The 26,158-nt window shown below is 70.4% G+C and carries 25 protein-coding genes, 2 pseudogenes and 1 riboswitch; of the genes and pseudogenes, 12 read left to right on the top strand and 15 right to left on the bottom strand.

From position 1 onward, the window contains the following. Positions 1-1,134, bottom strand: coding sequence for a DUF2330 domain-containing protein (locus ACWDAG_RS06565; RefSeq protein ID WP_450694486.1), 1,134 nt, complete (start codon positions 1,132-1,134; stop codon positions 1-3). A 166-nt stretch (positions 1,135-1,300) separates the two neighbouring features. Between ACWDAG_RS06565 and ACWDAG_RS06560 the strand changes: the two genes are divergently transcribed. After that, positions 1,301-3,373, top strand: coding sequence for a bifunctional glycosyltransferase 87/phosphatase PAP2 family protein (locus tag ACWDAG_RS06560; protein ID WP_450694485.1), 2,073 nt, complete (start codon positions 1,301-1,303; stop codon positions 3,371-3,373). On the opposite strand, the gene ACWDAG_RS06555 is transcribed toward ACWDAG_RS06560, so the two are convergent. After that, the gene (locus ACWDAG_RS06555) at positions 3,336-4,571 is read right to left on the bottom strand and encodes a cytochrome P450 (protein ID WP_450694484.1); all 1,236 of its coding nucleotides are present in this window, start codon (positions 4,569-4,571) and stop codon (positions 3,336-3,338) included. The genes ACWDAG_RS06560 and ACWDAG_RS06555 overlap by 38 nt on opposite strands. 247 nt (positions 4,572-4,818) lie before the next feature. On the opposite strand from ACWDAG_RS06555, the gene ACWDAG_RS06550 reads away from it, so the two are divergent. Together ACWDAG_RS06550 and ACWDAG_RS06545 are read left to right on the top strand one after the other, a co-directional pair. Next, on the top strand, positions 4,819-5,988 hold the full coding sequence (locus tag ACWDAG_RS06550) for a steroid 3-ketoacyl-CoA thiolase (protein WP_450694483.1): 1,170 nt from the start codon (positions 4,819-4,821) through the stop codon (positions 5,986-5,988). A gap of 46 nt (positions 5,989-6,034) precedes the next feature. Further along, positions 6,035-6,277, top strand: a complete 243-nt coding sequence (locus ACWDAG_RS06545) for a hypothetical protein (protein WP_450694482.1) — start codon at positions 6,035-6,037, stop codon at positions 6,275-6,277. On the opposite strand, the gene ACWDAG_RS06540 is transcribed toward ACWDAG_RS06545, so the two are convergent. Both ACWDAG_RS06540 and ACWDAG_RS06535 read right to left on the bottom strand, forming a co-directional pair. After that, positions 6,261-6,530: a DUF397 domain-containing protein gene (locus tag ACWDAG_RS06540; protein WP_450694481.1), complete on the bottom strand. Its 270-nt coding sequence runs from the start codon at positions 6,528-6,530 to the stop codon at positions 6,261-6,263. The two genes, ACWDAG_RS06545 and ACWDAG_RS06540, sit on opposite strands and share 17 nt — an antisense overlap. Then, the gene (locus ACWDAG_RS06535; RefSeq protein WP_450694480.1) at positions 6,502-7,338 is read right to left on the bottom strand and encodes a helix-turn-helix domain-containing protein; all 837 of its coding nucleotides are present in this window, start codon (positions 7,336-7,338) and stop codon (positions 6,502-6,504) included. Before ACWDAG_RS06535 ends, ACWDAG_RS06540 begins: the two co-directional genes overlap by 29 nt. Positions 7,339-7,466: 128 nt before the next feature. Here ACWDAG_RS06535 and ACWDAG_RS06530 point away from each other — a divergent pair, with 128 nt between their 5' ends. The 6 genes from ACWDAG_RS06530 to ACWDAG_RS06505 all read left to right on the top strand — a co-directional run bounded on the left by ACWDAG_RS06530 (position 7,467) and on the right by ACWDAG_RS06505 (position 11,970). Next, on the top strand, positions 7,467-7,853 hold the full coding sequence (locus ACWDAG_RS06530) for an ATP-binding protein (RefSeq protein WP_450694479.1): 387 nt from the start codon (positions 7,467-7,469) through the stop codon (positions 7,851-7,853). Between the two features lie 90 nt (positions 7,854-7,943). Further along, positions 7,944-8,417 (top strand): hypothetical protein, encoded by a 474-nt coding sequence (locus ACWDAG_RS06525; protein ID WP_450694478.1) that lies wholly within the window; start codon positions 7,944-7,946, stop codon positions 8,415-8,417. Positions 8,418-8,454: 37 nt separating this feature from the next. Then, complete coding sequence (locus ACWDAG_RS06520; protein ID WP_450694477.1) at positions 8,455-10,644, top strand: tetratricopeptide repeat protein; 2,190 nt, start codon at positions 8,455-8,457, stop codon at positions 10,642-10,644. A gap of 33 nt (positions 10,645-10,677) precedes the next feature. After that, positions 10,678-11,196: an N-acetyltransferase family protein gene (locus tag ACWDAG_RS06515; protein ID WP_450694476.1), complete on the top strand. Its 519-nt coding sequence runs from the start codon at positions 10,678-10,680 to the stop codon at positions 11,194-11,196. A 51-nt stretch (positions 11,197-11,247) separates the two neighbouring features. After that, positions 11,248-11,727, top strand: a complete 480-nt coding sequence (locus tag ACWDAG_RS06510; RefSeq protein WP_450694475.1) for a hypothetical protein — start codon at positions 11,248-11,250, stop codon at positions 11,725-11,727. Between the two features lie 12 nt (positions 11,728-11,739). Further along, positions 11,740-11,970, top strand: a complete 231-nt coding sequence (locus tag ACWDAG_RS06505) for a hypothetical protein (protein WP_450694474.1) — start codon at positions 11,740-11,742, stop codon at positions 11,968-11,970. On the opposite strand, the gene ACWDAG_RS06500 is transcribed toward ACWDAG_RS06505, so the two are convergent. Then, a complete protein-coding gene (locus ACWDAG_RS06500) occupies positions 11,943-14,222 on the bottom strand; it encodes an ATP-binding protein (protein ID WP_450694473.1) in 2,280 nt (759 codons plus the stop codon). The two genes, ACWDAG_RS06505 and ACWDAG_RS06500, sit on opposite strands and share 28 nt — an antisense overlap. Positions 14,223-14,385: 163 nt before the next feature. On the opposite strand from ACWDAG_RS06500, the gene ACWDAG_RS06495 reads away from it, so the two are divergent. Next, the gene (locus ACWDAG_RS06495; protein WP_450694472.1) at positions 14,386-15,219 is read left to right on the top strand and encodes an alpha/beta fold hydrolase; all 834 of its coding nucleotides are present in this window, start codon (positions 14,386-14,388) and stop codon (positions 15,217-15,219) included. A 42-nt stretch (positions 15,220-15,261) separates the two neighbouring features. On the opposite strand, the pseudogene ACWDAG_RS06490 reads toward ACWDAG_RS06495, so the two are convergent. After that, a pseudogene (locus ACWDAG_RS06490) lies at positions 15,262-15,887 on the bottom strand (YoaK family protein). 103 nt (positions 15,888-15,990) lie between these two features. On the opposite strand from ACWDAG_RS06490, the gene ACWDAG_RS06485 reads away from it, so the two are divergent. Then, entirely contained in the window at positions 15,991-17,247 is a 1,257-nt protein-coding gene (locus tag ACWDAG_RS06485; RefSeq protein ID WP_450694471.1) for an alpha/beta hydrolase family protein, read from the top strand. A 15-nt stretch (positions 17,248-17,262) separates the two neighbouring features. Here ACWDAG_RS06485 and ACWDAG_RS06480 read toward each other — a convergent pair whose 3' ends face one another. From ACWDAG_RS06480 to ACWDAG_RS06455, 6 genes are all read right to left on the bottom strand, one after another. Continuing rightward, positions 17,263-17,682, bottom strand: a complete 420-nt coding sequence (locus tag ACWDAG_RS06480) for an aggregation-promoting factor C-terminal-like domain-containing protein (protein WP_450694470.1) — start codon at positions 17,680-17,682, stop codon at positions 17,263-17,265. 321 nt (positions 17,683-18,003) lie between these two features. After that, positions 18,004-18,816 (bottom strand): ECF transporter S component, encoded by an 813-nt coding sequence (locus ACWDAG_RS06475; RefSeq protein WP_450694469.1) that lies wholly within the window; start codon positions 18,814-18,816, stop codon positions 18,004-18,006. Further along, positions 18,813-20,570: an ABC transporter ATP-binding protein gene (locus tag ACWDAG_RS06470; RefSeq protein WP_450694468.1), complete on the bottom strand. Its 1,758-nt coding sequence runs from the start codon at positions 20,568-20,570 to the stop codon at positions 18,813-18,815. The genes ACWDAG_RS06475 and ACWDAG_RS06470 overlap by 4 nt, the downstream gene beginning before the upstream one ends. Further along, on the bottom strand, positions 20,567-21,754 hold the full coding sequence (locus tag ACWDAG_RS06465) for an energy-coupling factor transporter transmembrane component T (RefSeq protein ID WP_450694467.1): 1,188 nt from the start codon (positions 21,752-21,754) through the stop codon (positions 20,567-20,569). Before ACWDAG_RS06465 ends, ACWDAG_RS06470 begins: the two co-directional genes overlap by 4 nt. Beyond that, positions 21,747-22,382 (bottom strand): SCO2322 family protein, encoded by a 636-nt coding sequence (locus ACWDAG_RS06460; protein WP_450694466.1) that lies wholly within the window; start codon positions 22,380-22,382, stop codon positions 21,747-21,749. The genes ACWDAG_RS06465 and ACWDAG_RS06460 overlap by 8 nt, the downstream gene beginning before the upstream one ends. Beyond that, positions 22,379-23,599 carry a prenyltransferase/squalene oxidase repeat-containing protein gene (locus ACWDAG_RS06455; protein ID WP_450694465.1) on the bottom strand — a complete coding sequence of 407 codons (1,221 nt, stop codon included), beginning with the start codon at positions 23,597-23,599 and terminating at the stop codon, positions 22,379-22,381. The genes ACWDAG_RS06460 and ACWDAG_RS06455 overlap by 4 nt, the downstream gene beginning before the upstream one ends. Positions 23,600-23,736: 137 nt before the next feature. After that, a riboswitch (cobalamin riboswitch) is annotated at positions 23,737-23,834 on the bottom strand. Between the two features lie 46 nt (positions 23,835-23,880). Between ACWDAG_RS06455 and ACWDAG_RS06450 the strand changes: the two genes are divergently transcribed. Next, a complete protein-coding gene (locus ACWDAG_RS06450) occupies positions 23,881-24,120 on the top strand; it encodes a hypothetical protein (RefSeq protein ID WP_450694464.1) in 240 nt (79 codons plus the stop codon). A gap of 5 nt (positions 24,121-24,125) precedes the next feature. Here the strand turns inward: ACWDAG_RS06450 and ACWDAG_RS06445 are convergent, their stop codons facing one another. The 3 genes and pseudogenes from ACWDAG_RS06445 to ACWDAG_RS06435 form a co-directional block, all read right to left on the bottom strand. Further along, a complete protein-coding gene (locus ACWDAG_RS06445) occupies positions 24,126-24,470 on the bottom strand; it encodes a RidA family protein (RefSeq protein ID WP_450694792.1) in 345 nt (114 codons plus the stop codon). Positions 24,471-24,533: 63 nt separating this feature from the next. Further along, positions 24,534-24,980, bottom strand: a pseudogene (locus ACWDAG_RS06440) (nuclear transport factor 2 family protein); the annotation flags it as partial. 42 nt (positions 24,981-25,022) lie between these two features. Next, on the bottom strand, positions 25,023-26,066 hold the full coding sequence (locus ACWDAG_RS06435; RefSeq protein WP_450694463.1) for an MBL fold metallo-hydrolase: 1,044 nt from the start codon (positions 26,064-26,066) through the stop codon (positions 25,023-25,025). Positions 26,067-26,158: the final 92 nt, after the last annotated feature.

Raw genomic sequence — 26,158 nt, 5'->3', positions numbered from 1 at the left:
TCAGCTGAGCGGTGGAGGCGCGTGCACCGGCGGCGGAGGCGGCACCGGGCGCCGTGAACGCCGTACCGCGAACACGGTCACGGCCGTGGCGGCGATGGCCAAGGTGCCGACGACCGTCAGCAGCCACGCCGGGATCCCGGCCACCGTGCGCAGCCGGTCCTCGTAGATCACCTGCTGGAACGGGGTGTCCGCGGACGCCCGGCGCAGTACGTGGTCGCCGGAGATCGACGACGGGAACGGGAACTCCTGGCCGATCGCGGTCAGGAACGGTGTGCCCGCGGCCAACTCGGCCAGCGGGCCCGACTTCGCGGTGACACGTCCGGCGTAGGTGACCCGGGGCCGCTCGCCGCCGATCGTCGAGCTCGTCTCCATGCGGTGCGCGGCGAGGACGTACAGGCCGAGCGACTGCGGGGTGCGGGCGAGGCGGGACAGGCGCATCGGGTAGACGGGCCGCCCGGACGCGAAGGTGAGGTGGAGCGGGTCGAGCCTGCCGCTCAGCGGGGTGTTCGCGGTGTCGGGGGACAGGCGCACGGCGACATACTCCCAGTGGCGGCTCACATACGGCTGGAGGGCGTCCGCCAGGCGGGGCGGCATGACGAAGCCGTTGCTGTCGAGCCAGCGGTTCAGGGCGGCAGGGTCGGTGGCGGTCAGGCGGGCCACGTCGAAGGGGCCGAGCTTCTGGCGGCCGACCACGCCCACGCCGGGCGCGGCGGCGCCGGCCCCGGGCGGCCCGGCCGCGCTGCTCCCGTCACCGGTGACCAGGGGCCAGTCGCCGTCCTGCGGCCAGAAGTGATAGCGGTCGCGGTGGACCGGGGCGGTGGTGGCGGCGAGCTGGGTGAACAGCGCCGGGTCGCCGAGTTCGACCGTCGCGCGGTGCGGGACCGGCATGATCCAGGCGGCCCGGTCGGCGTCCCCCTCGACCGTCAGGCTCATCACGATCTGTTCCCGGCGGCCGTCCCAGCGGACCACGGACTCTTCACGGCCCACGCCTATCCGCCGCTGCCCGTCGGGGATCATCGCGCCGCAGCCGCACGCGTATGCCGGTGCGATCAATGACCCCAGCTGTGTCGCAAGCAAGGTCACCACGACCGCCAGTAACCGCACGCGTGTGCGTTTCCGCAGGAAACGGACCATTCCCCGAAGCCTCCGTGCTGCCGTCGACAGAGCTTCACACGGTACGGGGGTCGCGGCGGTTCCGGAGGCGATCCCCTATCGGGCGCACTATGGTCATCTCGACAAACAGGGACGATATAAGCCATAAGTTGGGAAAAGGGGCGAAGGGGCGGGAGGCCGACCAGGCGTGGCGAACGTGGAGCGCAGCGGACGACCGGCGGAAACCATCGGCGCGACAGCCGTCGGAGGAGCTCCCAGACGCCTGCATGTGGTCCGCCTCGGCCTGTGGCTGGTCGCGGCCGTGCTCGCCGTACGCCAGATGGCCGTCGTCCTCGGTACACCCAGGGGCGAACGGCTGACGGATCTGGAGACCTGGGTCGGTCCCCACGGCGTCCTCCATGTGAAGGGATCGCTGTACGACTCGACGCGGTTCACCGGCACACCGTTCGGCGGACTGGTCCTCAAGCCCCTCACCCGGGCGGCCGAACAGGCCCTGGGCTGGGGCTGGACCTTCGGCACACTGCTGCTGGTGGTCGCGCTCGGCCTGATCGCGGCCCGTGCGCTGCCGCAGCCGGTGAGCCGGCGGACCTCCCTGTTCGCCGCGCCGCTCGCGATCAGCCTGCTGATGCTGTCGCTGCCGGTGCGCAACACGCTGTGGCTGGGGCAGACCAGCATCATCCCCGTCCTGCTGGTGCTGGTCGGCTGCTTCGTCGTCCGCGGCGAGCGCAGCAGCGGCCTGCTGCTCGGTCTCGCCGCCGCCCTCCAGCCGACCGTGCTGCTCTTCGCCGCGCTGCTGTGGTTCACCGGGCGCCGCCGCGCCGCGGCCTTCACCGGGATCACGTTCGCCGCCTGCACGGGGCTCGCGTGGGCCGCGATGCCGCACGACTCGGCCACCTACTGGGTGCACCACATCGCGGGCGCCGGTCTCGGCGGCAAGGCCGACGACCTCGCCAACCAGTCCCTGCACGGCGCGCTGCTGCGGCTCGGATTCTCGGGCCCGGTGGAGATCGTCCTCTTCCTCGCGCTGGGCACGGTCGTCGCCGTGCTCGGCGTGCGCCGTGCCGTGCGCTACGCGCGCGACGGGCAGCTGCTCCTCGCGGTCGCGGTCACCGGCTGCGCGGCGATCGCGGTGTCGCCGACCGCCTGGCAGCACGAGCTGCTGTGGGTGCTGCTCGCGGTCGTCGGACGGGTCGGCAGCCGGGCCTCCGACCGGTATGTGTGGCCGGTCGCCGTGGTGCTGGTGATGACCCTGCCGGCGAAGATGCTGCTGCCGGACTTGGAGCAGCTGTACCCGCTGCGGGACAACACGGTGCTGGTCGCCGCGCTCGCCGCGGCCACCGTCGTGCCGTTCCTGTCCCGCACCTCGCCGTACTACCGGTCCCCGGTCCCGACCGAGTACGCCGCCCCGGTACCGTCCCGCTTCCGCCATGTACCCGTCGTCCCGTTCCTGCGCCGGGTCCTCACCCGCCCGAACCTGTTCCTCGAACTCCTCCTGATGCGGGTCACCTACGCCGCCTACCAGCGGATCCGGCTCGGGGTGACCGCCGACCGGGCCACCGCGGAACACCACGGACACCAGATCCACCGGATCGAGGAGTGGCTGTCCGTCGACTTCGAGCAGTGGGTCAACCACACCGTGGTGCGGGTCGACTGGCTGCGCGGTTTCCTCGACTACTACTACCTGTCGTTCCACTTCGGCGTCCCGCTCACCATCCTCGCCGTGCTCTATGTGCGGCGCCCCGTGGACTACCGCTGGGCGCGCTCGGCACTGGGCCTGGCCACCGGGTTCGGTCTGATGGGCTTCTGGCTGTACCCGCTGGCGCCGCCGCGTCTGATGCCGGGGCTCGGCTTCATCGACACGGTGCACGGCGTCCAGGACTTCTCCAAGCCGAACTACGGCACGCTGACCGAGTTCACCAACCAGTACGCGGCCATGCCGTCCCTGCACTTCGCCTGGGCCCTGTGGTGCGGCATCGTGATCGTGACGCTCGCGCCCAGATGGTGGCTGAAGCCCTTCGGGCTGCTGCATCCGCTGTTCACGCTGTCCTCGATCATCGCGACCGGCAACCACTGGTTCCTGGACGCGGTGGGCGGCGCCACCGTGGTCGGGGCGGGCTTCGGGCTGCAGTACCTGGTGTCGGGCCCGCGGGCGGCCACCGCGGCCCGACGGGCCGGCGGCGCCGGGAGGCCGCCGGCCCGAGACCATGGTCGGGCGGAGACGGTCAGCCGACCTGGACCTGAAGGTGCTTCACGCCGTTGATCCACGCCGAGCGCAGCCGGGACGGGTCGCCGACGAGGGTGAGACCCGGCAGAGCATCGGCGATCGCGTTGAAGATCAGGTCGATCTCCAGGACGGCCAGGGACTTGCCCAGGCAGTAGTGCGGGCCTCCGCCGCCGAACCCCAGATGGGGATTGGGGTCGCGCAGGATGTCGAAGGCGTCGGGGTCGGTGAAGACCTCCGGGTCGTGGTTTGCGGAGGCGTAGAAGATCCCGACCCGGTCCCCCTTCTTTATCGACTTCCCGCCCAGTTCGGTGTCCTGAGTGGCGGTCCGCTGGAAGGAGTTGACCGGGGTCGCCCACCGCACGATCTCCTCGGCCGCCGTCTCGGGGCGCTCCCGCTTGTACAGCTCCCACTGCTCGGGATGGGTCAGGAACGCGTGCATCCCGTGGGTGATGGCGTTACGGGTGGTCTCGTTGCCCGCGACGGCCAGCATCAGCACGAAGAAGCCGAACTCGTCGGAGTTGAGGTTGCCCTCGTCCTCGGCCGCCACCAGCGTCGTCACGATGTCCTTGGCCGGGCACTGCTTCCGGTCGGCGGCCATGTTCATGGCGTAGGCGATCAGCTCGGTGGCCGACTCGGCGCCGACCTCCTCGGTGATCGCGTACTCCGGGTCGTCGTACGAGATCATCTTGTTGGACCAGTCGAAGATCTTGGCCCGGTCGTCCTGCGGGATGCCGATGAGCTCGGCGATCGCCTGCAGGGGGAGTTCGCAGGCGACCTCGGTGACGAAGTCGAAGGAGCCGGTCTGCGCGCGGGCGCTCCGCGCGATGTTGTGGGCGCGCTCGCGCAGGCGGTCCTCCAGTGCCCGTATGGCACGCGGGGTGAAGACGCGCTGCACGATCTGGCGAACCCGGGTGTGCTCCGGCGGGTCCATGTTGAGCAGGATCAGCCGCTGCGCGTCGATGGCGTCCCGCTCGATGTGCTCGTTGAAGCGGATGATCGCCGTGTTGAGGTACGAGGAGAACAGCTCCGGGTGGGTGGAGACGTACTTGACGTCCGCGTGCCGGGTGACGGCCCAGTACCCCTCGTCCTGGAAGCCGGCGATGTTGCCCGACTGCGGGATCCAGCGGACCGGTTCGGCCCGCCGCAGCTCGGCGAACTCCGGCAGGGGCACGCGGCGGTGCAGCAGGTCGGGGTCGGTGAAGTCGAACCCGTCGGGGAGAGCTGGACAGGACATGGGCGACTCCGGCTCGAATTCTGACGGACCATCAGGTTTCAGGTTTGCCGTGAAGGTAGTAACGGGTTCTACAAGAGGCAAGGGGTACGGCAAGCCGAATTGGGGCCGTATTGCATGCACGCCTCTTGCGGTTGCGGACGCGCTGTCAGCAGACTGCTGGCAGAACTAGAACACGTACTAGTTCAGCGTGGCGGGGCCGGCCGGGACGCCCCCGCGCCGCGCGGGTACCGGAGGAGAGGATCCCCCCATGGCCGCGGAACCCGTGATCGTCGAAGCCGTCCGCACCCCCATCGGCAGGCGCGGCGGACTGCTCGCCAACCTGCACCCCGCCTATCTCCTGGGCGAGACCTACCGTGAACTCCTCGGCCGCACCGGCATGCCCGCCGACGCGGTCGAACAGATCGTCGGCGGCACGGTGACGCACGCCGGTGAGCAGTCCATGAACCCCGCGCGCACGGCCTGGCTGACCATGGGCCTGCCCTACGAGACGGCGGCGACGACGGTCGACTGCCAGTGCGGCTCCTCGCAACAGGCCTCGCACATGGTGGCCAACATGGTCGCCGCGGGCGTGATCGACGTCGGTATCTCGTGCGGTGTCGAGGCGATGTCACGGGTGCCGCTGGGCTCGGGTTCGAAGCACGGCCCAGGCAAGCCGTTCCCCGACGAGTGGAACGTGGACCTCCCGAACCAGTTCGAGGCGGCGGAGCGGATCGCGCGCCATCGCGGCCTGACGCGCGAGAACGTCGACTCGCTGGGCCTGATCTCGCAGGAGCGAGCCGCCGCGGCCTGGGCCGAGGAGCGCTTCAAGCGCGAGACGTTCGCGGTCCAGGTCCCCACCACGGAGCAGGAGCAGCGCGCCGGACAGGGCATGTGGCGGCTCGTCGACCGCGACGAGGGTCTGCGCGACACGACCATGGAGGCCCTCGCGGGCCTGAAGCCGGTCATGCCTACGGCCATCCACACGGCGGGCAACTCCTCGCAGATCAGCGACGGCGCGGCGGCGATCATGTGGGCGTCGAAGCGGATGGCCCGCGCGCTGAAGCTGAAGCCACGGGCGCGGATCGTGGCCCAGGCGCTGGTCGGCGCCGACCCGCACTTCCACCTCGACGGACCGATCGACGCGACACGGGCCGTGCTGGGCAAGGCGGGCATGTCCCTGAAGGACATCGACGTCGTCGAGATCAACGAGGCGTTCGCGTCCGTGGTGTTGAGCTGGGCGCAGGTCTTCGAGCAGGACCTGGAGAAGGTCAACGTCAACGGCGGCGCGATCGCGCTCGGGCATCCGGTGGGGGCGACGGGAGCGCGGCTGATCACCACCGCGCTTCATGAACTGGAGCGGGCGGACAAGGAGTTCGCGCTCATCACCATGTGTGCGGGGGGCGGGCTGGCCACGGGCACGATCATTCAGCGCCTGTAGGTGTAAGTCGGTAGCGCCTATTGACGCGGACTGGTCAACTTACCCAATGCTGATCAACGTAATCCTCCGCGTCCTGCCCTTCTACCTCCGCGAACCCATCATCATCGCCGTCAGCCTGTCCTTCGCCGGCCTGGCCCTCTACTACTTCGTGCAGGTAGGGGGCTGGGGGCGGGGCGGCTTCGGGCTGCTGTTCCTGGCGATCGCGGTGTTGCGCGCCTACTTCTTCCGCAAGGAGTGGAGAGCCCACAGGGCGGCGAAGGCAGGGGGTGCGGTCAGACCTCAGGCGTAGTGCCGGTCCAGGAGACGAAACGGCGGAACGCGTCGGGCCGGAGGGTCAGGACCGGCCCGGCGGGGTTCTTGGAGTCGCGGATGGCGATGGTGGCGCAGGGGGATTCGGCGACTTCGAGGCATTCGCCGCCCTGGTCACTGCTGTGTGTGGACTTGCGCCAGGCCAGGGCGCCGATCGGTGCGCATTCGACGCAGTTGCCGCCCTGGTCGCCGCTGTAGCTGGACTTACGCCACTGAGTCGCTCGGTTCTCCATAGCGCTCCTCCATCACTCTGCGGATCAGCTCCGCCGAGTCCTTGAGGGAGAGCGCGGCGGCTTGGAGATGATCGTAACGGAGTGAGCAGTCCTTGACGGTGTCCGGATTGGCGGTCGGATGCCCGCTGCCGTACCCCTCGGTGTAGACAATGGTCGGGTCGCTCGCAAAACGGTAGAGGTCGAACGAGCCCTGCATACCTGCGTGTGCCCCGGACGAGAACGGCAGGATCTGGATGTTGATCCGGGGGTTCTGCTCGAAGCTCAACAGATGCGCGAGTTGTCCGCGCATGGCTTCCCGGCCGCCGATCTCCTGATCTAGCGCGGCCTCGCTCAGGATGGCCCAGAAGACCGGCGGTTCCTCCTTCTCGAAGATGCTCTGGCGGGCGAGCCGCACGGCGGTGCGGTCGTCGAGGTTGCTGTGGTCCAGGACGCCCAGGACCGCGCGGGCGTACTCGTTGGTCTGGAGGAGGCCGTGGATCATGTGCGTCTCGAAGGAGCAGATCTCGGTGGCCCGCGCCTGTAGCTCGGCAACCTGCCTGAACCAACCCGGCAGTTGACTCCGCATCACCAGCTCGACGAGTCGTGACAACGCCCCGCCCGTCCCCAGCGCCGCGTCCGCACGCTCGCTGAAGTCCTGTGTCGGCAGTTTCCTGGCCGTCTCGATCTGGCCGATCATCGAGCCCGTGTAGTTGACGATGTCCCCGAGCTGCCGCTGCGTCAGACCTGCCGCATCGCGATAGCGACGCAACTCGTAGCCGTAGTAATCGAGCGGCGAGGCGCCCGGGTCGAGGGTGTTGATCTGGGTCATGTGTACGGCCCCCTGCCTGTGCAACAACTCCGCCCACTACGGGACTGGTTGTGCTCGTCCCGTAGCCCAGAGTAGTTGCGCAACGTCAGGCTCGTCCTGTGAATCAATTCATTCCCCCCACCTACCGCATGAGCCTCACCGTAGGCACCCACTCCGCCCGCCACATCCGCCGTATCGTCCGCTCGCTGCTGGGCGAGTGGGAGCTGGCGGAGCTGACCGACGCCGTGGAGCTGGGCGTGACCGAGCTGGTGGCCAACGTCGTACGACATGTTCCGGACCGGCGCTGTGTGCTGCTGGTGTTGCGGTCGGCGGCCGGAGTCAGGGTGGAGGTGGCGGACGGCTCTCCTCAACCACCCTGCTCTCCGGCGGAGTTGTCGCCGGAGGCGGAGGGCGGGCGCGGGCTGCTGCTCCTGGACGCGGTGGTCGACAAGTGGGGCGTGTCGGCCGCGTCCGGGGGAGGGAAGACGGTGTGGTTCGAGTGCGGTGGGTCGGACAGGCCGAGCTGGTCGGGATAGAGCGACGTGTTTGTCCGAGATCATCGGCAGCTCTATCGCTTGAACCGCAATCGTGGGTGGCATACTCCTATCCGGGGGAGGGAGTGGCGAATGTGGGATCTTGCCGTGATCGCAGCCGCCGGCGGTTCAGTGCGAGGCTTACTTGACGTCTATGAACTGAACATCGCGTGGCGTGACGCGTGTAGGAAGCATCTGAGGCAGAAGAAAGACAAAAGCGAGCTCCCGATGTGGTCGGATTACTACAAAATTTCTTCGGAGCTTTCTGCTGCGGCCTTACAGGTGTTAATCGGCGGCGCGGCAGGGGCCCTTTTTGCCGCATCACATCAAATAACGAGCGCATGGGCCGCCGCTCTCGTCGGCATTTCCGCCCCGGCGATGCTTACGTATCTCGCGAGCAGTAAAATGCTGAATTCCTTCATAGCCGCCCAGCGCTCACCGACCCATATTGACCCGTCTGCTGACGCTATCGAAAGTTCTGTTCCTGAATCCCAGGCTGTGTATGAACTGAAGCCGGATGAGAGTGAAGCGCTAAGGGAGGCGGCTTCCGGTGACCGTCAGCAGTAGTGCCAGGAAGCGGGCAAGTGTTGGTACGTGGGGGGGAATGCGCACCCCCTTCGAGTATCCCATCTTGCGCACCAGTCACCACTACTCGTGGGCGGGTCGCTTTCTTGCTTCGCTGCTTCGAATCAATCTGGCGGAGGTCGACTACAAGGCCGCCCTGGATGAGGCCGAGGAAATCGAGGGACGCTACCGCGAAGCGCTGAATGCCGGCGCCGACCTTGAGGGTCTGGCGAGTGAAATAGCGCCGAGTGATGCAAAGGAGATGGAGAACCTCTATCGTGATGCATTGCTGATAGGGGATCTGGAGTCTGCTCTTAAGGCTGCCAACGCCTTGGCGGCTGCCGGGAGTGTAGATTTGGCTAGAAAATTCTACCTGCGCCTAATTGAGCAAGAATTCTGGAATGCGGAAAATCCGCTGGCCATTCTCTTGCAGAATGTGGGAGAGGTGGAAGAGGCTGAAGTCTTCTATCGTCAGGCTGTCGAGCATGGTGACCCGAAGGCCGCCCGTAACCTTGGTCTTTTGCTTGAGGGTTCGGGGCAGACGCGTGAGGCTGCAAACTTCTTCCGTTTGGCTGTCGAGCAGGGTGAACTGAAAGCTGTCTACCGCCTCGCCGTTCTCTTGCACGATGAGGGAGAGGTGGAAGAGGCTGAAGTTTTCTATCGTCAGGCTGTCGAGCAGGGGGACTCGGAGGCCGCTCGTAACCTTGGTTTGTTGCTGGAGGGTTCGGGGCGGGTGGAGGAGGCTGAACGCTTCTACCGTCAGGCTGTCGATGAGGGTGTTCCGAGGGCCGTGCACAACCTTGCCGTCCTCCTGCACAAGGCGGGGCAGGTGGAGGACGCCGAGGGTTTCTATCGTCAGGCTGTCGAGCAGGGGGACTCGGAGGCCGTCCGTAACCTTGGTTTGTTGCTGGAGGGTTCGGGGCGGGTGGAGGAGGCTGAACGCTTCTACCGTCAGGCTGTCGATGAGGGTGTTCCGAAGGCCGTGCACAACCTTGCCGTCCTCCTGCACAAGGCGGGGCGGGTGGAGGACGCCGAACGCTTCTATCGTCAGGCCATCGAGCAGGGTGACCCGAAGGCCGCCCGTAACCTTGCTTTGTTGCTGGAGGGTTCGGGGCGGGTGGAGGAGGCCGAAGGGTTCTATCGTCAGGCCGCCGAGCAGAGTGATTCAAAGGCCGCCCGCGACCTTGGTTTGTTGCTGGAAAGTTCGGGGCGGGTGGAGGAGGCTGAACGCTTCTACCGTCAGGCTGTCGATGAGGGTGATCCGAGGGCCGTGCACAGCCTTGCCGTTCTCCTGCACAAGTCAGGGCAGGTGGAGGAGGCTGAACGCTTCTATCGTCAGGCCATCGAGCAGGGTGACCCGAAAGTCGCCCGTAACCTTGGTTTGTTGCTGGAGGGTTCGGGGCGGGTGGAGGAGGCTGAACGCTTCTACCGTCAGGCTGTCGATGAGGGTGATCCGAGGGCCGTGCACAGCCTTGCCGTTCTCCTGCACAAGTCAGGGCAGGTGGAGGAGGCCGAGCGCTTCTACCGTCAGGCCATCGAGCAGGGTGACCCGAAAGCCTCCAGCAACCTTGGTTTGTTGCTGGAGAGTTCGGGGCGGGTGGAGGAGGCTGAACGCTTCTACCGTCAGGCCATTGAGCATGGCCAATTGGACGCAGCCAACGACCTGGCCGTACTGCTGGAGGATTCGGGGCGGACGGAAGAGGCGGAGCGCTTTTACCGTCAGGCCGTCGAGCAGGGCAACACGTACGCCGTCCACAACCTTGCTCTCCTGCTGGAGGATTCGGGGCGGGTGGAGGAGGCCGAACGCTTCTACCGTCAGGCCGTCGAGCAGGAGCACCCGGACGCGGCCAATAACCTCGCCAACCTCCTGGAGGCTTCGGGGCGGACGCAGGAGGCCGAGCGCTTCTACCGTCTGGCCATCGAGCAGGGTGACCCGCACGCAGCCCGCAACCTCGCCATTCTCCTGAGGACCTCGGGGCGGACGGAGGAGGCCGCAAACGTCCGCGACCAGGCCGCCACCGGCCAGGAGAATCCGAACGCGGCCGTCGCGACTCCTGTTGAACCACCGAAGAGGACGGAGCCTTCCTATGAGCCCGTCGCCCACCGGGGCGATCCGAACATGGATCTCATCTCAACAGGCATTGAAACCCCGATCGAAAGCCCGCAGGAATCCATCGAGGAGATGCAGCAGATTTCCACACCGCGAAGTGGCGTTCTGGCTTTGTTGTAGGCACGGGCTCATCCAAGGAGGGGGCGCGACCCAGTGACGGTGCGTGAGCTGCGGCCGGAGGACGAGCCCGCCGTGGCCGCCCTCCTCGCCGCCTGCGAGGACTACTTCGTCGCCGCGACCGGAAATCCGGCGCTCCCGGCGGACGTACAGAGCCTGTACTACGCGCTTCCCGAGGGCGCGGACCCCGACCAGAAGCGGCTGCTGGTGATGTGCCGGGGCGCGGATGTCGTCGGGCTGGTCGATGTCGTCGACCGGCATCCCGATGCGGAGAGCTGTGCGGTGGGGGTGTTCCTCGTCGCTCCCGGGGCGCGGCGCGAGGGAGTCGGGACGGAGGTCGCCCGTCGGTTGCTGGAGGAGGTCGCCGGGCGGGGGATGCGGAGGGTGACCGCCACGTGTCCGGCCGGGTGGGAGGCGGGGCTGGGCTTCCTGCGGAGCCTGGGCTTCGAGGTCGGGCCGGCGCAGGACGGGGCGGGCGCGACGGTGGGCAACCGGACGCGCGGTCGTGGGGAGACAGGCCTGTGCGTGGCGACGCTGAGTCTCGCGGACCGATGAGTTTCCCTCGCGGCCGCCGTCTGCCTCTGTGAGGAGATGGAGGTGTTCGCGATGGACGCTACGGCACGGCAGGAAGCCCTGAAGCGGCTGGAGGTGCTGGTCGGGGAGTGGGTGGTGGAGGCCCAGTTCCCGGGCCTTGAGGTGCCGCCCGGGCGCAGTGTGTTCGAGTGGAGTCTGGACGGGCAGTTCCTGGTCCAGCGCTCCGAGGCCCCCCATCCCGTTCCGGACAGCATGTCGATCATCGCCGTCGACCCGGAGACGGGCGGGTACACGCAGCACTACTTCGACTCGCGGGGAGTCGTACGGACGTATGCCATGACCTTCGACGGCGAAATCTGGCAGCTGCTGCGCGAGTCGCCCGACTTCTCGCCGCTGAGCTTTCGGCAGCGGTTCGTCGGGCGGATCGGAGACGACGGCGACACCATCCGCGGCGCCTGGGAGAAGCGGACGGACGCATCGGCCGACTGGGAGCTGGACTTCCCGCTCTCGTACCGCAGGAGCAGCGCGGAAGCCGTCGATGAACCGCAGTGAGATCGCTCGCTCATGAGGGCTACCGCGCGTTCTTCCGTCGCCGCGCGCGTGGCGGGGGACGGCCTCGCACGCTGGCTGGACGTCTTCTCCCAGCGTTCCGTACGGCACGGCGGGCGGGTCCGGACCGCCGAGGACGTCCGGGGCGAGTCCGGCATGCGGCTGTACCGGGCCGTCGCCGACGAGCAGTCGATCCTGGCCAAGGACGGGCAGCCGGATCATCGGGTGGCGGTCGACCTGGGGTGACGGACGGCGTCGGCCGGGCGGGTCCGCTCGATCGCGGCCGCTGTCTTTGCGGCGGAGGTCGTGTCGCCGAGCGCGGTGAACAGGGTGTGGGCCCGGGTGTAGTGGGTGTGGGCCTCTGCCAGGTCGCCGCAGTGTTCCAGGGCGGTGGCCAGGCCGGAGAGTGCGCGGGCCCGGAGGTGGTCGATGCCCTTGTGGGTGGCGGGGACGGTGACGGCCCGGTAGGCCTCGGCGGCTTCGGGCCAGCGGCGCAGGGCGAGCAGGTCCAGGGCCGTCTCGTGCTGGAGGATGGCCCGCATGTAGTTGTCGAGGTCGGGCACGTCACCGGCCCGGGCGCCGAGCAGGGCGCGGTGGATGGCCAGGGCCTCCTCCGGGCGGCCGGCCTCGCGCAGTGCGCTGCCGCGGACGCGCTGGGCGACCGCCTTTCCGGTGGTGTCGCCGGTGGCCTCGAAGAGCCGTATGGCGTTCTCGGCCGCCTGCTCCGCCTCCGCGGGGCGCTTCAGGTTCATGCGGGCCCCGGTGAGGTAGGCCCACGCCCAGGCCTGCTGCCCGACGTCGCCCGCCTCGGTCGCCAACGCCAGTGCGCGTTCGGCGAGTTGCTCGGCCCGCTCGTGCTGGAAGGTGAACGTGTGCGCCCAGGCGAGACAGTTGAACTGGTGGGCCTCGGCCGCCCGGTCCCCGAGCGCCGCCGCGCTGCGGGCGCCGTACGAGAACAGGCTCTGCCACTCGGGCCACTTGTCCCAGCGGTCGGAGAACCAGTACAGGGTGCGTGAGGTGTGGAGGATCTCCTGGTGCCGGCCCGCCTCGAACATGAGGGGCAACGCGCCGACCCAGTGGGGCCGTTCGGTCGTCAGCCACGCCTCCGCCTCGTCGGCCGACGCGGGCGCGAAGGCCGGGACCTCACCGGGCCACGGCTGAGGCGCACCCGGCGCCTCGAACCAGCGGCCCGCCGCGGATGCCGAGCGCAGCAGCCAGTCCGCCATGCGGAGGCCCACCGGCTGTGTCTCCTCCTCGTCGAGTTGCTCACGGGCGAAGAGGCGCACCAGGTCATGCAGGCCGTATCGGCCCGGTGCGGGCTCCTCCAGCAGGCCGCGGTCGACCAGGACGTCGAGGGAGTCCTCGGTCGTCCACGCGTCCTCGCCGGTCAGGACGGCCGCGAGGCCGGGGCCGGTGTCGGGCCCGGGCAGCAGCGCGAGCCGGCGTAACAGCATCCGGTGGGGGACGGTGAGCTGTCCGTAGGAGAGGGCGAGGGCGCTGCGCACGGCGAGGTCGCCCGCGATCAGGCCGTTCAACCGCCGTTCCTCGTCGCCGAGTTGGTCGGCCAGATGGGACGGGGTCCAGCCCGGGCGGCTGGAGAGGCGGTTGCCGACGATCCGCAGGGCCAGCGGCAGATGCCCGCACAGTTCGGTCAGCCGGGCAATCGCCTCGGACTGGCCGCCGGTGCGCGGGGCGCCGAGGATGCGCTCCAGCAGCGTCGCCGACTCCCGGCCGCTGAGTCCGCCGAGCCTGATGCGCCGTACGCCTTCCAGCCCGGCCAGCGGCCGCCTGCTGGTGACCAGCACGAAGCTGCCCTCGGCGTCCGGCAGCAGCGGTCTGGTCCGTTCCTCGTCGGCCGCGTCGTCGAGGACGATCAGTGCTCGGCGGGAGGCCAGGGTGGCCCGGTAGACGGCCTCCCGGGCGGCCGGGTCCACCGGGATCCGGTCGGGCGGATGACCGAGCGCCGTCAGCACCAGCAACAGCGCCTCGGAGGCGGGCAGCGGTGCCTCGCTCATGCCGTGCAGCCGCACACAGACGCAGCCGTCCGGGAAGTGCCCGGCCAGTCGCCGCACGGCCTCCGCGGCGAGCGTCGTCTTGCCCTGCCCGCCCGGCCCGAAGAGCACCGCGGCCCGGGAGCCGGCGGTGGTGGCGAGTGCCTCCAGATCGGCCAGTTCCCGCTCGCGGCCGGTGAAGTCGGCGACGGTGCGCAGGAGATGGGGCGGTGCGGTCGGGCCGCCGCGTCCGCGGCCGGCGTCGGCCAGCCGCTGCAGGCGCTCGCGCTGTCCGCCGTCCAGTTCGAGGGCGGCGGCGAGCGCGTCGACGGTACGGCGCTGCGGTCCGCGGCTCCGGCCGCGCTCCAGGTCGCCGAGCGCGCGGACGCTCACCCCGGACGCCTCGGACAGTCCTTCCAGGGTCAGCCGGGCGGCCCGGCGCAGGGAGCGCAGCGTGACGCCGAAAGCCGTACCGCTCTGAGAAACATCCGGATCATTTCTGGTCATCACGGCAATTAGAACAAGCATCCATCCGTCACGGAGCCGGAATGTCGGACGCCGTTTGGCCGATCGACCGTACTTCCGCCTGTGCTTCTGCCTGGTGACCACTAATCACCGGTGGTGTGCTGGTAGCCGTTGGCAACGTCCCGCCCATGGAAGGGGAACCGACATGCCGTACATCACCGTCGGCGAGGAGAACAGCGCGCCGATCGAGCTCTACTACGAGGACCACGGCACCGGGCAGCCGGTCGTGCTCATCCACGGCTACCCGCTCGACGGCCACTCCTGGGAGCGGCAGGTGCCCGCCCTGCTGGAGGCCGGCCACCGGGTCATCACCTACGACCGCCGCGGCTTCGGCCGTTCCTCGCAGCCGACCACGGGCTACGACTACGACACCTTCGCCGCCGACCTGGACAAGGTGCTGACCACGCTGGACCTGACGGACGCCGTCCTGGTCGGCTTCTCGATGGGCACCGGCGAGGTGGGCCGCTACCTGGGCACCTACGGTTCGGGCCGGGTGGCGAAGGCCGCCTTCCTGGCGTCGCTGGAGCCCTTCCTGCTCAAGACCGACGACAACCCCACCGGCGTCGACCAGCAGGTCTTCGACGGCATCCTGGAAGCCGTCAGCAAGGACCGGTACGCCTACTTCACCGCGTTCTACCAGGACTTCTACAACCTGGACGAGACGCTCGGCAGCCGCATCAGCGAGGAGGCCGTGCGCAACAGCTGGAACGTGGCGGCCGCTGCCTCGGCGCACGCCTCGGTGGCCTGCGTGCCGACCTGGATCACCGACTTCCGCGCGGACGTGGCGAAGGTCGACGTGCCGACGCTGATCCTGCACGGCACCGGCGACCGTATCCTGCCGATCGACTCGACCGGGCGGCCGTTCCGCGCCCTGCTGCCCTCCGCCGAGTACGTGGAGATCGAGGGCGCCCCGCACGGCCTGCTGTGGACCCACGCGGAGGAGGTCAACACCGCGCTGCTGTCCTTCCTCAGCAAGTGATCAGCGAGTGATCGGCAAGTGAGCGGTACGGGGGCGCCGGGGTCACTCCGCCCCGACGCCAACCACCGCCAGCACGTCCGCCGCCCCCGCCGCCACCAGCAGCGCAATGCCCAGTCCGCGGTGGAGCACCAGCCAGGCGCCGAGGCAGGCACCGGCGGCCATCGCGACGACCGAGGCCGAGCGTCGTGGGGAGCGGTGGCCCGAGCCGCCGCCGGTCCGGGAGTCGGCGGCGAGGCCGGTGCGGGTCATCGTCAGGACCGTCGTGGTCAGGTCGATGATGCCGAGCTTGCGGTCCGTGGCGTTGCGCAGGCCCATGGCGAAGGCCGTGAGGGCGATGAGGGCGTACACGGTGGCGGCGGCGTGCGGGGCGGCGAAGGCGGCCGCGGCGGACCCGCCCTCCGGGCACCGCGCCGAGGAGGAAGCAGACCAGCGAGGTCGCCGTGTGCGGTACGGAGAACCCGGGCGCCCCGGCGGCGAAGCCCAGCACGACCACGTTGCCGGTCATGTTGGCCGTGCTGTGCTTGTCTGGGGGACACCCCCAGACCCCCGGCATGCCCGAGCCCCAGGTAACTCACGGCATCGATCAGCCCACTGACCACCGTGAGCCCCAACAGCACGCGCACCGGACGTAGTCCGCGCGCCTCCTGGTCGCTCTCGTTCACGCTCATCGACTCTCCGGGTGGCCGGACGGCCAGGGTGGACTCAAGTCCACCACGGACGCGGGGGACTCTCGGATGTCGACGTGGCGTGCGTGTCCGTAGCGTCGGGGACATGAGCGATGAGACGCATAAATCCCAAGAGAACAAGGCAAGTTGGCGAACACGGAGGGCTCTCGCCGGAGTAGCCGCCCTGTTGCTCGCGGGGCTCGCCGCGGCGCCCGTGGCCACCGCCGCCGGGCAGACGCATCCCGGGCCGCGACGCGGAGACCTGGTCTCCGTCACCCCGGTCGCCGACCGCGACGCCGGGCAGCTCAGGAAGTTCGTGGCCGACAGGGGCGTCGCCACGGACCCCGTTCGGTACGGCGTACAGGCGTACCGGCTGACGTACCGGACCGTCGACCCGTACGGGAAGCCGACGACCGCCACCGGGCTCCTCACCCTCCCCAAGGGCGGCGCCCACCGGCTCGACCTGGTGTCCGACACCCACGGCACGATGGTCAAGCGCAGCTACGCGCCCTCCGCGAGCGAGGACTTCGGCCGGATCCCGTCGTATCTGAACGCGAGCGCCGGGCGCGCGGTGGCCGCCCCCGACTACCTGGGCCTGGGCGAGGGGCCTGGCCCGCATCCGTACATGGACACCCACTCCTCCGTCACCGCCTCCCTCGACATGCTGCGCGCGGCCCGCACGGCGGCGGAGCGGCTGGGTCGCCCGCTCACCGGCGACGTCTACGCGACCGGGTTCTCACAGGGCGGCCAGGTCGCCATGGCACTGGGCAAGGCGCTGGGGCGGGGCGCCGACGCGCACTTCCGGCTGAAGGCCCTCGCGCCGATCAGCGGCCCGTACGCCCTGGAGCGCCAGGAGATGCCCGCGCTGTTCGACGGCCGGGTCAACGACACCAGCGGGGTGCTCTACATCTCGTACTGGCTGGTCGCGCAGAACCGTCTCCACCCGATCTACAAGAACCCGGCGGAGGTCTTCCGCGCCCCGTACGCCGGCCGGGTCGAGGGCCTCTACGACGGGAACCACGAGGAGGACGACGTCATCAAGGGGCTCGCCCCCACGCTGCGGGACCTGCTCACGCCCGCCTTCCGGGAGCGGCTGCGGCACCCGTCGGGCGGGCTGCTGGACGCGGTGCGCGCCGCCGACCACACCTGCGACTGGAAGCCGGACGTTCCGGTGCGGCTGTACGCGGGTGACAACGACACCGACGTGCCCATCGGCAATGCCCGCACATGCGCCCGCACCCTCGCCGGTCAGGGAACGAGGGTGCGGGTGGTCGATCAGGGAGCCGTGGACCACTTCGGCTCCTTCGCCGTGTCGGCTCCGCAGGTGGTGCGGTTCTTCGACGGCGTACGGGCTCGGGGATGAGCCGGGTGCGGCGGCTCAGTACCAGCCGTTGGCCTGCCAGAACGCCCAGGCGCCGGTCGGGCTGCCGTAGCGGGAGTTCATGTAGTCCAGGCCCCACTTGATCTGGGTCCGGGGGTTGGTCTTCCAGTCCGAGCCGGCGCTGGCCATCTTCGAGCCCGGGAGGGCCTGGACCAGGCCGTAGGCGCCGGAGGAGGCGTTGGTGGCGGTGACGTTCCAGCCGCTCTCGCGCTCGACGATCTTGCTGAAGGCGTTGTACTGCGCCGCGCTCGGGATCATCTTGTGCGCGATCGCCTGTGCGCCGGCGGCCGAGGAGGCGGTCGCGGCGTGAGCGGGAGCCGCGGTCAGCACCATGCCGGCGGTGGCGGCGGCCACGGCGGCGGAGGCGAGGGCCTTCTTCGGGGACGCGATGCGGCGGGCGATGCGGGAGACGAACACGAGGAACCTTTTTCTTCGGGGACAGGGGGTCGCACGCAGTCCCGGAGTCCCGGGAGACCCGAGGGAACCCGGGGGGGCATGCGTCGGCGCCGTGGCCCTGGGGGCACATCGGCGCCGTGCGACGTCATCCAGAGAAGCAGGCTCGGAAGGGGTCCGCAATGACCGTATTTGCTAGTTGTGGTCGTATGTGGGCGGGCCGGGGTTTGTGTGACCTGGCTCTCAAAGTGCAGGTCAGGGGCCGTTATGGCGTGGACATGGCGTCCGGTTTGCACTACTAGGTAGGTTAGTGGGTGATGTGGGTCATGTGGGGTGGTTCACCGGTCAACGGGGGTCGAAAGTGACCGCGGTCTCGAACGCCGCCCTGCGGGTGGCTCTGCGTAGTGCCCTGAGCACCGCCGGGCCGAGCGTCAGCGTCAGTACGACGGTGACGACGGCCCGGCCCAGGTCCCAGCCCAGCGAGGTGGCCGCGCAGTACGCGAGGAAACGGGCCAGGTTGGCGGGGACGGCGGCCTGCGGGTCGAAGGCGATGCCCGAGGCGAGCGCGCCCATGAAGGGCCAGCCGGCCAGGTTCATGATCGTGCCGTAGGCGAAGGCGGCGAGGAAGCCGTAGGCGGCGAGGAGGGCGAGTTCGCCGCGGCCGCGCAGGCGGTCGGGCCCCGGGAGCAGCCCGGCCCCCATCGTGAACCAGCCCATCGCCAGCATCTGGAACGGCATCCACGGGCCCACCCCGCCCGTGAGCAGCGCGGACGCGAACATGGTGAGCGAGCCGAGGGTGAAGCCGAAACCCGGGCCGAGCACGCGTCCGCTCAACACCAGCAGGAAGAACATCGGCTCGATGCCCGCGGTCCCCGCGCCGAGCGGGCGCAGGGCCGCGCCGGTCGCCGCGAGCACCCCGAGCATGGCGACCGCCTTCGGGCCGAGCCCGGACTCCGCGATGGTCGCGGCCACGACCGCGACCAGCAGCACCAGGAGGCCCGCGAAGAGCCAGGGGGCGTCCTGGGCGTGGGCGCCGAGCTGTGAGGTGGGCGGGGCGAGGAAGGGCCAGCCGAAGGCGGCCACGCCCACGGCGCTGACGAGGGCGAGGGCGGTGAGCGAACGGGGGCCCAGGCGGATGGGGCGGGCCTGCGGCGTCATGCCAGGGCCTCCCGTACCTGCGCGACCGTGAGCCACTGCTGCGGGGCAAGGATCTTGGTGACCTGCGGGGCGAAGGACGGGGACGAGACGACGATCTCGGCCGTCGGGCCGTCGGCGATCACCTCTCCGTCGGCGAGCAGGACCACCCGGTGGGCGAGTTCGGCGGCCAGTTCGACGTCGTGCGTGGCCAGGACGATCGCGTGTCCCTCGGCTGCCAGGGCGCGGAGCAGGGTCACCAGCCGGACCTTTGCCGCGTAGTCCAGGCCGCGGGTCGGTTCGTCGAGGAGGAGCAGGGGTGGGCGGGCGGTGAGGACCACGGCCAGGGCGAGGGTGAGGCGTTGGCCCTCGGAGAGGTCGCGGGGGTGGGTGTCGTCGGTGATGCCGATGGTGTCGGGGAGGAGGTTCGAGAGGAGGGTGCGGCAGGTGCCGGAGGTGGCTTGGGCGTCGCGGTCGGCGGCGGTGCACTCGGCTGCGACCGTGTCGGCGTAGAGGAGGTCGCGGGGTTCCTGGGGGACGAGGCCTACGTGGCGGACGAGGGTGGAGGGTGGTGTGCGGTGGGGAGTGAGGCCGCCGACGCTTACCGAACCCGTGGTGGGTTCTGCCAGGCCTACGAGGGTGTTGAGGAGGGTGGATTTGCCGGCGCCGTTGCGACCCATCAGGGCGAGGGTCTCGCCGGGGGTGATGGTCAGGTCTATGTGGCGGAGGGCTTGGATGCGGGCTCGGCGGACGGATAGGGCGTGGATTTCCGCGGTGGGTGGGACTGTTGCTGGGGGTGTGGTGGGGGTGGGCTTGTGGTTGCGGAGGAAGGGGAGCCAGCGGTGGGTGGGGGCTGGGGTAGGGGCGGGTGTGCTTGCCCACGCTTGCGGGGTGCCGCCTGCGCCCACCCGTGCCGCCCTAGCGGCACGACTGCCCGCAGGCTGCGTACGGCTGTCCGCAGGCTGCGAGAGTCGGTTGCGGAGGTCCGCTGCCCGGCGGCGTGCGTCCCTCACGGTCAGGGGGAGTGGGGACCAACCTGCCAGGCGGCCAAGAGCCACCACAGGCGGATACACCGGAGATACGGCCATCATGTCGGCCGGGGGGCCGAGTTGTAGTGGGGCTCCTGGAGCAGGTAGCAGCGCGACCTGGTCCGCGTACTGGATGACCCGTTCCAGGCGGTGTTCTGCCATCAGGACCGTGGTGCCGAGGTCGTGGACCAGGCGTTGGAGGACGGCGAGGACTTCCTCCGCCGCTGCCGGGTCGAGAGCCGAGGTCGGTTCGTCCAGGACCAGGACCTGGGGGTGCGGGGTGAGGACCGAGCCGATGGCGACGCGTTGCTGCTGGCCGCCGGAGAGGGTGGCGATGGGGCGGTTGCGGAGGTCGGTCAGGCCGAGGAGGTCGAGGGTCTCCTCGACGCGGCGGCGCATCACGTCGGGTGCGAGGCCCAACGACTCCATTCCGTAGGCGAGTTCGTCCTCCACGGTGTCCGTCACGAAGTGGGAGAGCGGGTCCTGGCCCACCGTGCCCACCACGTCCGCGAGTTCGCGCGGCCTGTGCGTACGGGTGTCGCGGCCCGCCACCGTGACACGCCCCCGCAGGGTGCCGCCCGTGAAGTGCGGGACGAGACCGCTGACCGCGCCGAGGATCGTCGATTTTCCGACTCCCGACGGGCCTACCAGCAGGACGAGTTCGCCTTCCGGGACCTCGAAGTCCACGCCTCGGACGCTGGGTTCGGCTGCCCCCTCGTACGTCACGGAGACGTCCTCGAAGCGGATCATGACGGCTCCTTGGGCGCGATGAGTGCGGGCAGCAGGGCGAGGAGTACGGCCGCCGCCGGCCAGAGGGGGAGCGTGGGGGCGACGAGCGGGACGACACCGGGGTGCAGGGCCGCCGGGTCGGCGTCGGCGGCGAGGGTGAGCAGTGCGGCGACCACGGCGCCGGAGGCCGTCACCAGCCAGGCGCGGATGTCCCAGCGGTCGGGCCGGTATCGCGTGCGCAGGCTGCGTCGGCCGCCCAGCCGCAGACCGGCCAGGGCCGCGGCGACCCCGGCGAGCAGCAGGGGCAGGCCGTATGTGCCGCCTTCGGCGGTGAGCAGGCCGTACGTTCCCGCGCAGACGCCGAGCAGGCCGCCGAGGGTGAGGGCGGCGGTGGTGCGGCGAACGGCGGGCGGGACCTCGGCGGTGCGGCCGTAGCCGCGGGCGTCCATGGCGGCGGCGAGGGCGACCGAACGTTCCAACGCGCCCTCCAGGACGGGGAGTCCGACCTGCAGCAGTCCGCGGATGCCGCTGTCCGGGCGGCCGCGCAGGCGGCGGGCGGCGCGCAGCCGCTGGACGTCGGCGATGAGGTGAGGGGCGAAGGTGAGGGCCACGACCACGGCCACGCCCGTCTCGTAGAGGGCGCCGGGAAGGGACTTGAGGAGGCGGGACGGGTTGGCCAGGGCGTTCGCGGCGCCGACGCAGACGAGGAGCGTGGCCAGCTTCAGGCCGTCGTAGAAGGCGAAGAGCAGTGACTCGGCGGTGACCCTGCCGCCCAGGCGGATGCCCTGCGCCCAGTGGGGGAGCGGGAGTTCGGGGAGGGTGGCGATCACGTGGGTGCCGGGGATGGGGGAGCCGAGCGCCACCGCGAAGACGAGGCGGATGAGGAGGACGGCGAGGGCAAGTTTGAGGAACGCGGAGTAGGAGTGGGACCAGGGGGTCCGGGTGCGGCAGGTGGCTACGACGTAGGCGGACGCCGCGATGAGGAGGGCGAGGAGGAGGGGGTTGGTGGTGCGGGTGGCTGCGGTGCCCAGGCCCAGGGACCACAGCCACCAGGCGCCGGCGTGGAGTTGTGCGGGGCGGTGGGGGTGCGCGTGGGTGGGGTGCGCAATTCGGCGCGACGGGGTGCCGATCTCTTTGGGTCGGGTGCCGCCCCCGGCGGCACGACTGCCCGCAGGCTGCGCCGGCTTGGCAGTGCGGCTATGCATGGTTGCGTCGCCGTGCCTGCCACACCGCTGCCGCGGCCAGCAGCGCGACAGCTCCCACTCCCACGAACAGCCCGACCGACGGGCCGCCCGTCTTCTCCCCCTTCTGTGCGGCAGCGGTCGGCTTCTTCGCGCCGGAGACCTGTTCCCCGCACCCCTTCCGCGGATACCCGTCGATCGCACAGAGCAGCGCGTTCGTGTCGTACCGCAGCGGCTTCGCCACCGAGGCCAGCGCATCCGCCGTCGTGCCGTCGGCAGACATCTGCGCGCAGACCGTGCGGCGGGCCGGCGGTGTCTCGCCGGACGGTGCGTCGGCCGGCGTGCCGAAGTCGAGGACGAGCGCCACGCGCTTCTTGCCCTCCTGCGCAGGCGTCCGCGCGCAGATCACCGGGAACGACACCGCCCCGCGCGGCTTCGCCGAGTCGCCCGAGTCCTCGCTCACCGAGAAGCGGAAGCCCTGGACGGCGCCGTCGGAGGGGCGGGCGGTGGCGGGGCCCTGGGTGGCGTACGTCCAGTGACCGGCGTCGTAGTCCCAGAAGGACCAGTAGCGGTAACCGGCGGCCTGCGCCTGGCCGCTGCCGGTCAGGGTCAGGAACAGCCCGCACAGGAGCGGGACGAAGCGGCGTATCACGGCTGCGCCTTCTTCTTGCGGCCGCTGATCAGGAAGCCGACGCCGATGCCACCGACGAGGCCGACGCCGATCATCCACCAGACGCTGACGCCGGAGTCGTCCCTGTGCCCCTTGTCCGAGCGGCGGCCGTGCGCGGAGGGCGTCGCAGCCGAGGCGGGCGCGGGGCCGGTCGCGTCGAGGAGCTTCACCAGGTCCTGGCCGCCGAAGTCGTGGACGTCGAAGGTCTCCGCGTTCGCCGCGAGGATCAGCTCCGCATACGCGGCCGGTCCGGCCTGCTTCGCCCATGCCCCGGAGTTGGTCTCCAGCCAGCGCATGGCGTCGGCGGCCTTGTCACCGTGGCCCGCGGTGGCGAGGGCGAGGACCGCGTCGGCCGTGTTGCCGTAGTCGGGCTGGGGCTTGGCGCCGGGCAGCGTGGACGTCAGGTGCTTGTCCTTGGCCAGGGCCTTGACGAGGTATGCGGCACCGTTCTGCGCCGCCTGTACGGGGCCGGTGGCCTTCTCGCACGTCGGAGTGGTGCCGGTGGGTTTGGGGGAGTCCCCGGCCAGCCCCTTGCCGAGTGCGCCCACGACCGCGGCCGCGGTCGCGTCCGCGTTGGCGGACAGCTTGCCCTTCTTGTCAGGCTGGAAGGCGAAGGCGCCCGAGCCGTCCCCGTCGCAGGGCAGGGCGAGCTTCAGCAGGGCGTCGTACGGGGACTTGCCGTCCTTCACGACCTGGTCCGGCTTCTCGCCCACGGCGGTCAGCGCGCCGATGACGACGGACGTCGAGTTCGCGTCACTCGCTCCGCCCGGGGCGTAGCCCCAGCCGCCGTCCTTGTTCTGCACGGACTTCAGCCAGGAAATCGCTTTCCCGGTGCCGCTCTCGTGTCCGCCGAGCGCGGCGAGGGCCTGGACGGCGGCGCCCGTGCTGTTCGTGTCGACCATGAGCTTCGCGTCACAGGCCTTGGCCGTGTCCGCGCGGAACGGCGCGAACGCCCCGTTCGCACACTGCTGTCCCGCCAGCCAGTCCACCGCCTTGGCCGCCGGCTTCACCCCCACGGTGTCCTGCGCGAGCAGCGCCAGCGACTGGCGCCAGACGCCGTCGTACTTCGGGTCGGACGTGCCGTACAGCCCGTCTGGCAGGGGCGACGGGGAGGGGGACGCGGCGAAGGCGGGGACGGCTGCACCCAGTACGACGGTGGTGGCGGCCAGTACCGCGACGCTGCGGCGGACGACGTTCATGATCGGCGGGTGCCTCTCCCTGCGGGAGCGGGCAGCACGGGACAACCCCGGCGGCTCGGCTCCGTATGCCTCGACGGTGCCGCGCGCCGACGGGTGCCGACGCACGTGAGCCGGTCACAACCGCACGGGGCGATCCGGCTGGCCGCCCGGTGTGGGCGGGTCACGGTTGCGGGTCAGCGCCGGAATTGCACCGGCTTCCCCCCGTACGGCGTGATGACGACCCGGCCACTGTACCGGCCCGTAGGAACACGCCGAGAGGCGCCTGTGAGGCGCGGGCCGCGGTGGCTTCGGGCCATGGCGACGGGGAGGCTGCTCGGCACGGGCCGGGTCAACCCGTCGGGGACGAACCGCTCGCCGACGCCGCCCGCGCCATGCTGACCACCCTCCTCGCCGACCCCTCCCGCCTCACCGACGACGGCCTGACGGAGGCCCGACGGCGGCGCGCGGCCAACCCGACGATGAGCCGACGGGAGGTCGAACTCCCCGGGGAGGCCGAGGAGTTGATCCGTACGTTCAAGTAGGGAGGTCAGCCGACGACGGCCACCGCGTCCACCTCGACCAGCACCCCCTCGCGCACCGGCCGCGCGACCACCGTCGTACGAGTGGGCAGGGGCGAGCTGTCCGCGAAGAACTCCCGGTAGACGCCGTTGAACTCGGCGAAGTGGCCGCGGTCGGCCAGATAGCAGGTGCAGCGGGTGATCGACCGCCGGTCGCCGCCCGCGGCCTCGACGACGGCCTCGACGTTGGCGAGGACCTGCCGCGCCTGCGCGCCGAAGTCCGTGGGCATCTCGCCGGTCGCCGGATCCAGCGGGCCCTGTCCGGAGGTGAACAGGAGCGGACCACTCCGGACGCCTTGGGAGAGCGGCGGCATGCTGCCGTCGGCGAAGGGGGTGAAGGGCGCGAGGTCGGTGCGGACGGGTTCGAGAGGGCCGCGGCCGGCGTGCGGGGTCGGGCCGCCGAAGGGGAGGTGCAGGGTGCGGGAGGCGAGCAGCCAACGGCCGTCGACGCGGCGGAAGGTGTCCTCGTAGTGGCCGACCTGGACGGGCGGTCCGGCGGGGACCATGCCGCCCGTCCAGCCCTCGATGCGGTACGTCGTGAAGTACGAGGTGGCCTCGGCCGTGTCCGCCGACGTCACCGTGACGCGGATGTTGGACATGATCCGCCGCGAGAGCTTGTCCGCGGGGCGTGCGCCGAAGTACTCCCGCAGCGCCCCACGCCCCTCGGACCGCCGCCCGTCTCCCGGAGGCGGCCACTCCCACCAGCCGTCCTCCGTGAACAACTCGGCGACGGAACCCGGCTCCCCGAGGTCCAGGCGGTGGACGAAGTCGAGGATCAGACGCTCGCAGGCACGTTCGGCGAGGAGTTGCTGCAACGGGTCCATGGGACCGTTCGTACCAGCGGTGGATCACCGGGCGCGACCGCTTTACACCGCCACATACGTCACCGGATCGCTCCCCGCCACCGCCTCCGCCCGGCCCAGCTTCACCAGCCGCCGCAGATGCGCCTCGGCCTCCGAGACCGCGATGTTCCGCGACCCGTACGGGATCTGGGCCCAGGGCCGGTTCCACTCCATGCGCTCGGCGACCTGCCACGGGGTGAGCGGCTCCACCAGGAGGGACCGGAGGCCGGTGAGCCGCTCCTCGTGATGGTCCAGCAACTCCCGTACGCGGGCGGGGGCGTCGGCGAACACATGCTGGTGGGCGGGGAGCACCTCGGCGGGGGCGAGACGGCCGACGCGTTCGAGGGAGTCGAGGTAGTCGCCGAGTGGGTCGGTGACCGTGGTGTCGTCGGGGTCCTCGTACAGGCCGATGTGCGGGGTGATCTCGGGGAGCAGGTGGTCGCCGGAGAACAGCCGCCCGTGGCCGGGCAGTTGAGCCGGATGGCGCTCCTCCAGGTGCAGGCAGACGTGACCGGGGGTGTGCCCCGGCGTCCAGATCGCGCGCAGCCGGCGGCCAGGGAGGCCGAGGAGCTCGCCGGGGACGATCTCCCGGTCGGGCAGGGCGGGGGAGAAGCCCGGCAGGGTGGTGCGGGAGGCCGCGTCGCGCAGCGGTGCCACGTGCTCCTCGGGGGCGCCGGCGGCGACCAGCTTGGCGGTCATGTATGCGAACCAGCGCCCCGGCCGGGTTTCGCGGGTGCGCCGCACGATCGCCGTGTCCGCGGCATGCATGGCGATCCAGGCGCCGGACGCCTCGCGCACCTTGCCGGAGAGGCCGTGGTGGTCGGGATGGTGGTGGGTGATGACGACGCCGTGCACCTCGCCCGCCGCCGTACCGCAGGCCGCCAGCGCCTCGACGAGCGTGTCCCAGGAGGCGGGGTCGTCCCACCCCGTGTCGATCAGTACGGGCCCGCGGTCGGTGTCGACGACGTAGACCAGCGTATGGCCGAGCGGATTGTCCGGGATGGGGACCTTGATCGACCGGACGCCTCCGCCGTGGTCGTACACCTGCGTCGTGGGCTCCTGCGTCATGGGCTCCCCAATCACCGCGAACCGGCCACGCTCGGGCCACTATAACTAGAACGCGTTTCGATGGGAGCCCAAGTCACCTGTTCACGCGGTCA

The sequence above is a fragment of the Streptomyces sp. NPDC001157 genome, from assembly GCF_053598255.1.
Note: the sequence above shows the minus strand (reverse complement) of the source record. Positions and strands in the feature narration are given on the sequence as shown.